Annotated in this window: 7 protein-coding genes; 5 read left to right on the forward strand and 2 right to left on the reverse strand. The window is 63.4% G+C overall.

Going from position 1 to position 9,803, the window contains the following annotated elements:
• Positions 1 to 139: 139 nt before the first annotated feature.
• A complete protein-coding gene (locus NKJ01_RS35380; protein ID WP_352735162.1) occupies positions 140 to 2,158 on the reverse strand; it encodes a thioredoxin domain-containing protein in 2,019 nt (672 codons plus the stop codon).
• 60 nt (positions 2,159 to 2,218) lie between these two features.
• On the opposite strand from NKJ01_RS35380, the gene mnmE reads away from it, so the two are divergent.
• The 5 genes from mnmE (at position 2,219) to NKJ01_RS35405 (ending at position 8,330) form a co-directional block, all read left to right on the forward strand.
• The gene (mnmE, locus tag NKJ01_RS35385; protein ID WP_352735164.1) at positions 2,219 to 3,550 is read left to right on the forward strand and encodes a tRNA uridine-5-carboxymethylaminomethyl(34) synthesis GTPase MnmE; all 1,332 of its coding nucleotides are present in this window, start codon (positions 2,219 to 2,221) and stop codon (positions 3,548 to 3,550) included.
• A 454-nt stretch (positions 3,551 to 4,004) separates the two neighbouring features.
• Complete coding sequence (gene mnmG / locus NKJ01_RS35390; protein WP_352735166.1) at positions 4,005 to 5,885, forward strand: tRNA uridine-5-carboxymethylaminomethyl(34) synthesis enzyme MnmG; 1,881 nt, start codon at positions 4,005 to 4,007, stop codon at positions 5,883 to 5,885.
• Positions 5,882 to 6,514, forward strand: coding sequence for a 16S rRNA (guanine(527)-N(7))-methyltransferase RsmG (rsmG, locus tag NKJ01_RS35395; RefSeq protein WP_352735168.1), 633 nt, complete (start codon positions 5,882 to 5,884; stop codon positions 6,512 to 6,514). The genes mnmG and rsmG overlap by 4 nt, the downstream gene beginning before the upstream one ends.
• Positions 6,515 to 6,566: 52 nt before the next feature.
• On the forward strand, positions 6,567 to 7,367 hold the full coding sequence (locus NKJ01_RS35400) for a ParA family protein (protein ID WP_352735170.1): 801 nt from the start codon (positions 6,567 to 6,569) through the stop codon (positions 7,365 to 7,367).
• Between the two features lie 75 nt (positions 7,368 to 7,442).
• Positions 7,443 to 8,330 (forward strand): ParB/RepB/Spo0J family partition protein, encoded by an 888-nt coding sequence (locus NKJ01_RS35405; RefSeq protein ID WP_352735172.1) that lies wholly within the window; start codon positions 7,443 to 7,445, stop codon positions 8,328 to 8,330.
• Positions 8,331 to 8,583: 253 nt separating this feature from the next.
• Here the strand turns inward: NKJ01_RS35405 and holA are convergent, their stop codons facing one another.
• Complete coding sequence (gene holA, locus NKJ01_RS35410) at positions 8,584 to 9,630, reverse strand: DNA polymerase III subunit delta (RefSeq protein WP_352735174.1); 1,047 nt, start codon at positions 9,628 to 9,630, stop codon at positions 8,584 to 8,586.
• Between the last annotated feature and the right edge of the window lie 173 nt (positions 9,631 to 9,803).

The raw sequence follows: 9,803 nt of genomic DNA on the forward strand, positions 1-9,803 counted from the left end.
CACGGCCTGTCCTCGAAAGGACGACCAGGATCCTCTCGGTCTCCTTCCCACCTCAACCATAGCATGGCAACAACACACAGGATCCCAGGGTCTGCGCCACGTCGCTGCGCTCCTTGCTTCGCCCTGGATGACGAATTCGTTACTGGCGGCGCAGTAGGCGCTCCAGCTCTTCTGCATCCGTAACCACCGGCAGGCAAACCTGCCCCGTGCACAACCAGGCACCCGCTGTGTCGGTCGACGGCAGGAGTCCGCCCGGCAACACAGGTCGATTCGCAGCCGTACCGATCGCCGTGACGATATCCACGCGGCGTGGATCCGGGTTTCGATTCGCAACCGGAACGAGCTTTGGATCTCCAAGTTCATCCACAATGACCAGCTTGAGCGGCTCGATCGCCAGCGCGCAGGCATTGACGATGCCGGCCTGGCCATAGGCCTGATGCGCAGCGCGGCCGGCAGCGTGCTCGGCGATCTTCCAGGCCTTCTCCTGCAGGTCGAGATCGCCGGTGACGGACGCCAGCCGAACCAGTGCCTCGATGATCTGGCCCGTCGCTGACGGAATGGCCTCGTCGACATCGCCCCGGATGCGGATCGGCACGTCGGCGCTGTCCGAAGCGGTCAGGTAATAGCCTGTTCCTTCGGTGTCGGCATGCCACAGGTCCAACTGCCCAATGAACTGGCGGGCCTGCTCGACATAACTCAAATCGCCGGACGCTTCGAACAGCGAGATCGCCGCATTGCTCATGGCGGCGTAGTCGCTGGACAGAGCAGGGAACAATTTCCTGGCGCCGAGCATCGAATGCGGCAAGCGGCCGTCGCGGCTGGCGGAATTGATGTGGGCAAAGGCCTTTGCCGCCGCGCCGATCCAGTCAGGCCGGGCCAGCGCCCGGCCGGCCTCCGCAAGCGCTGCAATCATCAGGCCGTTCCAGTCGGTGAGCGTCTTTGCGTCCAGGCCGGGCCTGACACGCTCTTCCCGCACAGTGAGAAGTTTCGTCTTGAGCGGCCTAAGGGCTTCCCGATCGACCACACTTTGCGCCTGTTGGGAGCGGGTTTGGTGGACAATTGGCTTGCCTTCCCAGCCATGCGGGCTCGACAGCGTGAAGTATTTGAAAAACAAGGTAGAATCGTCGCCGAGAGCGTCTTCAACCTCTTCCCTGCTCCAGGTGTAGAACAGCCCTTCCTCGCCGTCGCTGTCGGCGTCGAGACTGGTGGCAAAGGCGCCCCCTTCGACGCGCATTTCGCGCAGCAGCCAGTCGACCGTCTCTTCGATTCGTAGCCGGAACAGTTCGTTGCCGCTCGCCGCATAGGCCCAATTGCAGAACCGGATGGACTGGGCGTTGTCGTAGAGCATTTTTTCAAAATGCGGCACCAGCCATTCGGCATCGGTCGAGTAGCGGCTGAGCCCACCGCCAATATGGTCGTAGATGCCGCCGCTTAGCATCTGTTCGAGGCTGAGCAGGACGTCGTCGCGATGGCTGGCATTGCCGTCGCGCAGCCAGGACAGCCAGAGCGTGAGCATGAACGGGGCATTGGGGAATTTCGGCGCGCCGCTAAGGCCGCCGAGATCGCGGTCGACCATGCCGTCGATGCCCTTGGCAAGTTCCGCCAGCGCATCCCGGTCGAGTGCTGTCCTTGTATGCGAACCGGCGAGCCGCGCCTCGACATGGGCCGTCAGGCCGTCGGCGCTCTGGTTCAGGCTTGCCCTCTTCTCGCGCCACGCCTTGTCCACCGCCTGCATTACCTGGATGAAACCGGAGCGGCCATAGCGCGGCTCGCGCGGGAAATAGGTGCCGCCCCAGAATGGCTTGCCGTCCGGGGTCAGGAACATGGTCAGCGGCCAGCCGCCTTGCTCGCCCATCGAGGAGAGTGCGGCCATATAGATCTGGTCGATGTCCGGGCGCTCTTCGCGGTCGACCTTGATATTGACGAACAGACGGTTCATGACGGCGGCGACGTCGTCGTTTTCAAAGCTTTCATGCGCCATGACATGGCACCAGTGGCAGGCGGCATAGCCGACCGAGAGCAGGATCGGCCTATCCAGCGCCTTCGCCTCCTCGAGCGAAGCCGGCGACCAGGCCCGCCAGTGCACGGGATTGCCGCTGTGCTGCTTTAGATAGGGGCTGGCTTCTTCGGCAAGCAGGTTTTGTGCGGGTAACGTCACGATCGCAAACTCGGTTGGGAGTAGTCATATGGACGTAGGGCGGTTCGGCAAAGCGGGCAAATGATTTCAGGCGAATCCATCGTTGCGTTATCAAGCGGTCGACTGCCGGCGGGCGTCGCCGTCATCCGCATTTCCGGCTCGCAGACTCGATTCGTGGTCGAAACGATTGCCGGCGCCACGGTTAAGGACCGCTCGGCGGTTTTGCGCAGGCTGCGGGCGCGCGATGGAACCGTGCTCGACAACGGCCTGGTCGTTTTCTTTCCCGGACCGGCCAGTTTTACTGGCGAGGATGTCGCCGAATTCCACGTTCACGGCGGACGCGCCGTGGTGGCCAGGATGCTGGAGGTGATCACCGGTTTCGACGGCGTCAGGCATGCCGAGCCTGGCGAATTCACGCGCCGCGCCTTTCTTAACGGCAAGGTCGATCTGGTCGAGACCGAGGCGCTGGCCGATCTCATCAACGCCGAAACCGAGGCTCAGCGGCGCTTCGCGGTGCAAAATGCCCTGGGCGCCCAGAGTGAACTCTATCTTGGCTGGAGGCGTCGGTTGATCCAGGCTCGCGCCATGATCGAGGCCGAGATCGACTTTGCCGATGAGGACGATGTCCCCGGTTCCGTTTCGGATACGGTCTGGTCCGATGTCCGGACGATGATCGGTGAGATCGATCGCCACATCGCCGGATTTCGCGCTGCCGAAATCATCCGTGACGGTTTCGAGGTGGTTATCATTGGTGCGCCCAACGCCGGTAAGTCGAGTCTGTTCAACGCCCTGGCGCGGCGGGATGCCGCTATAGTAACGGATGAACCCGGCACGACGCGCGATCTGCTCGAGGTGGTGCTCGACCTGCAGGGGGTTCGCGTCCGGTTGGTCGACACGGCGGGTTTGCGCGATGCGCCGGGCAAGGTCGAGGCGATCGGCATCGAGAAGGCCAGGGCCAAGGCACATGGCGCCGACCTGTTGCTGCTGCTGCAGGACGTCGCGGACCCCAGGCCCATCGGTTCGTTGCCGACTGGCGGCGCGAGCTTGCGGGTCGGCACCAAGCTCGATTTGCTGGCCAGCCACCCGGCAAGCGATGCGGCCGGGAACTATGATCTTGTCATCTCGGTGAAGGCCGGGACCGGCGTGGAGGCATTGCTGGCGGAAATCGGCCGTCGCGCCGCTGAGGCGACCGGCAGCGCCGGCGATATCCTTCCATCGCGTCTGCGCCATGTCGAGTTGCTTGGTGAGACCAACCGCCATCTGCGTCGCGCCACCGACAGCCTGGCTGTCGGACAGGAATTGCGCGCCGAGGAACTGCGGCTCGCCGCCGACCGCCTCGGCCGAATCGTCGGCGCCATCGACGTCGAGGACATGCTGGACGTGATCTTTTCGCAGTTCTGCATTGGGAAATGACTCACGTGAAACAGCGGGCCTCGAACAGGAGTTGGTTTCTGGCGCGGAGGCCTGACGGCGCTTGCGGACTGCACGCGTTGGCAATTGGCGGAAACGCTTAACGTCTCGTCATCCTAGGGCGGAGCAAGGAGCGCAGCGACGCAGCGCAGACCCTAGGATCCATGCCGCGACTTTGTAGCGTCGCAGCAGTGCTGATTTCTGTTGCGTCGCACTCATCGAGCTCGGTCGCGGCATGGATCCTCGGGTCTGCGCGTCCGCTTCGCTCCCGCTCCGCCCGTGGATGACGAAAGTTGGCAGGGCTCCAGCGAACGGCCTCACTGCAAATGACTCACGTGAAACACCGCTGCAACTCCCCTCCACCTTGTTTCACGTGAAACTCGCTGCCGAGTTTTCTTGACAGCACCGCCCTACGGGGACATGTGTCCCTCATTCAATCGAGTCTGGGAAGTTTGTTATGACCAATCACTATGATGTGGTTGTGGTGGGCGGCGGCCACGCGGGGTGCGAGGCGGCGGGCGCGGCCGCGCGCGCCGGTTCAAGAACCGCTTTGGTCACTCTGCGCTTCGATACGATCGGTGTGATGTCCTGCAATCCGGCGATTGGGGGACTCGGCAAGGGGCATCTGGTTCGCGAAATCGACGCCATGGATGGCCTGATGGGGCGGGTGGCGGATGCTGCCGGGATTCAGTTCCGCCTGCTCAATCGCCGCAAGGGTCCGGCGGTGCGCGGACCCCGCACGCAGGCCGACAGAAAGCTCTATCGCCTTGCCATGCAGGAAGCGATTCGGCAGCAGAACGATCTCGACGTGGTCGAGGGCGAGGTTTTGGATTTCGAAATCGCTGGCGGGCAGATCGCGGCGGTTCTCCTGGCCGACGGAAGGCGGCTTGCCTGTGGCGCGGTCGTTCTGACCACCGGTACCTTCCTGCGCGGGCTCATCCATATCGGCGAGAAGAAGATCGTCGCCGGTCGGATGAACGAGCAGGCGAGTCTTGGCCTGTCTGCGACGATGAACCGGGCTGGTTTCAAGCTCGGACGTCTGAAGACCGGTACGCCGCCGCGGCTCGATGGTCGGACGATCGATTGGGCATCGCTGGATAGCCAAGCCGCGGATGAGGATCCGGTGCCGTTCTCGCTGTTGACGGACCGCATCGAGACGCCGCAGATCGACTGCGGCATCACGCGCACGACGACGGCCACGCATGAGCTGATTCGCCTCAATCTCGGCCGCTCCGCCATGTATTCCGGTTCGATCGAAGGCGTTGGGCCGCGCTATTGCCCTTCGATCGAGGACAAGATCGTCAAGTTCGGCGACAGGGACGGGCACCAGATCTTCCTCGAGCCGGAAGGGCTCGACGACGATACCGTCTACCCCAACGGGATTTCGACGTCTCTGCCTGAAGATGTCCAGCTCGATATGTTGAAAACCATTCCGGGGTTGGAGCGCGCCAACATGCTGCAGCCCGGCTATGCCATCGAATATGATCATGTCGATCCGCGCGAGCTGCACCAGACGCTGGAGACGAAGCGCATCGGTGGCCTCTACCTAGCCGGCCAGATCAACGGCACGACCGGCTATGAAGAGGCGGCCGGGCAAGGCTTGCTCGCCGGCCTCAACGCGGCGCGGCGCGCGTCAGACAGCGAGCAGATCGTGCTCAGCCGCACCGAAGCCTATATCGGCGTGATGGTCGACGACCTTACCAGCCGCGGCATCAGCGAACCCTACCGGATGTTCACCTCGCGGGCCGAGTTCCGGCTGTCGCTGCGCGCCGACAACGCCGATGAGCGGCTGACACCCCTGGCTGCGAAGCTGGGCATCGCCTCGACGCAGCGGATGCAGCGCTACGAGGCTGTCATGCAGCGCCTCGATGACGCGCGGGAGCTGGCGAAATCGCTCACCCTGACCCCCAATGAAGGGGCGCGGCACGGGCTGGAGATCAACCGGGACGGCGTACGCCGGTCGGGTTATGAATTGCTGTCCTATCCCGATGTCGATGTGGCCTGGCTGGCCGGTGTCGATTCGCGGTTTGCGGAAATCGACGGCAAGACGGCGGAACGCCTCGAAACGGAAGCCAAATATTCGGTTTACCTGGATCGGCAGAAGACGGATGTGGCGCAAATCAGGCATGAGGAGGGCCGGCTGATCCCGGAGACGGTCGATTTCGCGGGCGTACCAGGCCTGTCCAACGAGTTGAAGCAGAAGATCCAGGCGCGGCGGCCGCGCTCCATCGCCGACGCCCAGCGCATGGAAGGCATGACGCCGGCGGCGCTGGCGATCATTGTCGCGCATGTTCGCCACGCGGAGAGCGCTCTGCGTCCACAAAGGGATGTTGCGTGACTTCTTCTTCATGGAAGAGCCTGCAGGACGCGGCAGGCCCGGTTTCACGTGAAACATTCGATCGGCTGGTGGCATTCGAGCAGATGTTCCAGAAATGGAATCGCAGCATCAATCTCGTTGCGCAATCGACGGCTGGCGATGTCTGGCAGCGTCACATCCTGGACAGCGCGCAGTTGGCGCGAATCGAGCCCTATGCGACGCGCTGGGTCGATCTCGGGTCTGGCGGTGGGTTCCCGGGCCTTGTCATGGCTTTCCTGCTTGCCGAGCGTGACGGCGCCAGCATCGACCTGGTTGAAAGCAATCGCAAAAAAGCATCCTTCCTGCAGGCGGTCGTCGGGCAGTTCAGCCTGCCGGCGCGGGTCGTGGCGCGCCGCATCGATGACAGCCATGCGCTTGTTTCGGCACCGCAAATCGTCACGGCACGGGCACTCGCCTCGCTTTCGACCCTGCTGGACCTGTCGGCGCCATGGCTGATTTCAGGTGCGCGTGGCCTGTTTCACAAAGGCCGGGATTACCGCGCCGAAGTGGAAGAAAGCGTTCACCGATGGTCCTTCGATCTGGTAGAACATCCAAGTGTGACCGACGCCAGCGGCGTCATTCTCGAATTGTCGAACTTGCGACCTGTCTGATCTGCTCCAGGCGACCCGAAGCGACCCGAAAATGAATTTCTGGCATAGACCCATGATGAAGAATGGCCCCCGAATCATCACCGTAGCCAACCAGAAGGGCGGCGTCGGCAAGACCACTACCGCCATCAACCTGGCGACCGCGCTGGCCGCGATCGGCGAAAAGGTGCTGATCGTCGATCTCGATCCGCAAGGCAATGCCAGCACCGGCCTCGGCATCGATCGCAAGGATCGGACGGTCTCGTCCTATGACGTGCTGACGGGGGAGCTGGAGCTGGAAGCTGCGGCGATCCCGACAGCAGTGCCTGGCCTGTCGATCGTGCCGTCGACGCTCGACCTGCTCGGCATTGAAATGGAAATAGCCTCGGCGCCGGACCGGGTGCTCAAGCTGCGCAATGCGTTGCGCGCCGCGACCGAGCGCGGGGCACCCTTCGGTTATGTGCTGATCGATTGCCCGCCTTCGCTCAACCTTTTGACGTTGAATTCAATGGCGGCAGCCGATTCCGTTCTTGTGCCGCTGCAGTGCGAGTTCTTCGCGCTGGAAGGCCTCAGCCAATTGCTGGAGACGGTCGAGCAGGTGCGCCGCTCGATCAATCCGGAGCTTATTATCCAAGGCATCGTGCTGACCATGTATGACGGCCGCAACAATCTCGCCAACCAGGTGGTGCAGGATGTTCGCGCGCATATGGGCGACAAGGTCTATGAGACCATCATTCCGCGCAATGTGCGGGTGTCCGAGGCGCCATCCTACGGCAAGCCGGCCATCCTCTACGACCTCAAATGTTCGGGCAGCCAGGCCTATCTGCAATTGGCGTCGGAAGTGATCCGCCGCGAGCGTAAACTGCGCGCCGCTTGAGATCGGATGCATAGTTAAAGTCGGTTCGACGCCGAAACGATCGCTTTTTGGAATATACGGGACTTTGGAACAAAGATGAGCGACGACCTTTCGAGAAAGAGACTGGGCCGTGGGCTGGCGGCGCTGATCGGCGAGATCGATCGTCCGGCAGCGCCGGAAAAGCCCGGCATGAGCGCCGACGGCAAGGTGCCGATCGAGTTCCTGACCCCCAACCCGAAAAATCCGCGCCGGCATTTCGGTGACGCCGAACTGACGGACCTCGCCCAGTCGATCCGAGAGCATGGTGTCGTCCAGCCGGTTGTGGCGCGGCCTTCGCCGACGCAGGCCGGCCGCTACGAGATCATCGCCGGCGAGCGGCGCTGGCGCGCCGCGCAGCGCGCCGGCCTGTCCGAGATCCCGGTCATCATCCGCGAGGTCAACGACCGCACGGCGCTGGAACTGGCAATCATCGAGAATGTCCAACGCACCGACCTCAATGCGGTCGAGGAAGCGCTTGGTTATCAGCAGCTGATCGACGAGCACGGCTACACCCAGGCCGATCTCGGTCAGGTGATAGGCAAGAGCCGCAGCCATGTCGCCAACACGCTGCGGCTGCTCAAGCTGCCGGACGTGATCCGCGACATGCTGGTCGACGGCGAGCTGTCGGCAGGGCACGCCCGCACGCTGGTGACGGCGGAAGATCCGGCCGGCCTTGCCAAGCGCATTGTCGAAGAGGGGCTGTCGGTTCGCCAGGCCGAAGCGCTGGCGCAGATGCCGGCCGGCAGCAGCAGCACGAAAGAGGCCAGTCCGGCGCCGAGCCCGGAGCAGAAAGACCCCGACACGCTGGCGTTGGAAAAGCTGTTGACGGATACGATCGGCATGATCGTGTCCGTGGAACACAAGGGCAAGGGTGGCGTGCTGCGCATCGCATATCGGTCTCTGGAGCAGCTTGATGAGCTGTGCCGCAGGCTGAAGCAGGATTAGTAGTTAGCCGACGAATTGTCAGCGGCACGAGCATGACTGGCGATTGCCGGTCTTCTCTCTTTGCAGCGTTGGTGATTGGCGAAATCGGCGAAGCCGCGAATCTCCCTCCTTGAGGGGGAGATGGCCGGTAGGCCAGTGGGGGTCGCCTCACATTAAGCGCCGACGCCCTTGCGGAAGCAAAGAAGAGGTCGGCGCCTCACGTCCGGCGACCCCTCTGTCGCCTTCGGCGACATCTCCCCCTTGAGGGGGGAGATCAGGCGCGCTGTGCCAATCGGCTGCTTTCCACCACAATGCCAAGCAGCGCCTGTCGCGCCAGCGCGACCGATAGATCCGGCCTTCGCCGCGTCTGCAGGACCGCCGTCTGCAGCCGGGTCAGCGCGCGGCCGAGCGCGTCGGTGCTCCAGCGCTCCAGCGCCTTCTCCACCAGCTTGCGGCGCGAGAAAAACACCGGAGGGCGGGCGGCGGTAACGACGGAAGCCGCATTGCGGCCGCCCGAATCCATCTGGCCGCGCATGGCCTGGATCTGCTGCAACTGTCGCATCGCCGAGGACAGCACCAGGAAGGGCTGTCCGCCGGATTGGCAATGCCGCGTGAAGGCGGCGTCGAAGTCTCCGATCTTGCCTTCGAGCAGCGCGTCGACCGCGTCATCGAAAGAGGCGCCGGAAACATCACCCGACATCGCCTTGACCTCTTCAAGCCCGATCTCCTGCTGGCCATGGGCGTAGAGCACGAGCTTCTCGATCTCGCCACGCGAGGCCAGCCGGTCGCCGCCGAGATTGCGGCGCAGCGCCTGTCTCGCCTCCATGGTCATCGACATGCCGGCCTTGCGCAACTCGTCGTCGATGACGGCGTCGATGTCGCGGGCCTCATCGGCATAGCAAGGCAAAGCCATGGCATTGTCGGCGGCCTCGACGATGGCGCGCAGCCCGACGCCCTTCTTCAGATCGCCGGCCTCGATGAGAATGATCGCATCGCCCGCCGGCTCTGCCGTCAGCGCCTTGACGTCGTCGGCCAGCGCCTTCTGGCCGCTGGCATTGCGCACCCAGAGCAGCCGCCGGTCGGAAAACATCGGCACGGTGCGGGCTTCGTCGAGCAGCCGGCCCGCGTCACGGTCGACCTCCGAGCCTTCGAGCCGGACCACCGAGAAGGGATCGTCGAGCGGCAGGCCGGTCTTGCCGGCAAAGGCCTTCGCGCGCTCCGAGACGAGGCCGCGGTCAGGGCCGTAGAGCAGGACAATGGAGATGCGCTGGTCCGGCCGCGCCAGCCACCCATCGACCTCGTAAGCTTTCTTCTGTGCCATGGCGGGTTGGTTAGCATGATGTGGGGGCGGCGTGAACGGGGCTGCGGTGGCTGGGGCAAGGGATGGTGCGCGCAATCTCCCCCCTCGAGGCAGGGGAATCGCATATGAGTAAGAGTAAGTCTTGCGTTGAGTGGAAAGGTTGATTCTTTAGGGGCCTTCTCTTTGAAGAGGAG

Source organism: Mesorhizobium sp. M0276 (assembly GCF_040321755.1).
In the GTDB taxonomy this organism is placed as follows: domain Bacteria; phylum Pseudomonadota; class Alphaproteobacteria; order Rhizobiales; family Rhizobiaceae; genus Mesorhizobium.

Coding starts and splice junctions, on each gene's coding strand:
- holA (WP_352735174.1), bottom strand. CDS start 9,630: ATGGCACAGAAGAAAGCTTACGAGGTCGATGGGTGGCTGGCGCGGCCG.
- NKJ01_RS35405 (WP_352735172.1), top strand. CDS start 7,443: ATGAGCGACGACCTTTCGAGAAAGAGACTGGGCCGTGGGCTGGCGGCG.
- mnmE (WP_352735164.1), top strand. CDS start 2,219: ATGATTTCAGGCGAATCCATCGTTGCGTTATCAAGCGGTCGACTGCCG.
- mnmG (WP_352735166.1), top strand. CDS start 4,005: ATGACCAATCACTATGATGTGGTTGTGGTGGGCGGCGGCCACGCGGGG.
- NKJ01_RS35400 (WP_352735170.1), top strand. CDS start 6,567: ATGATGAAGAATGGCCCCCGAATCATCACCGTAGCCAACCAGAAGGGC.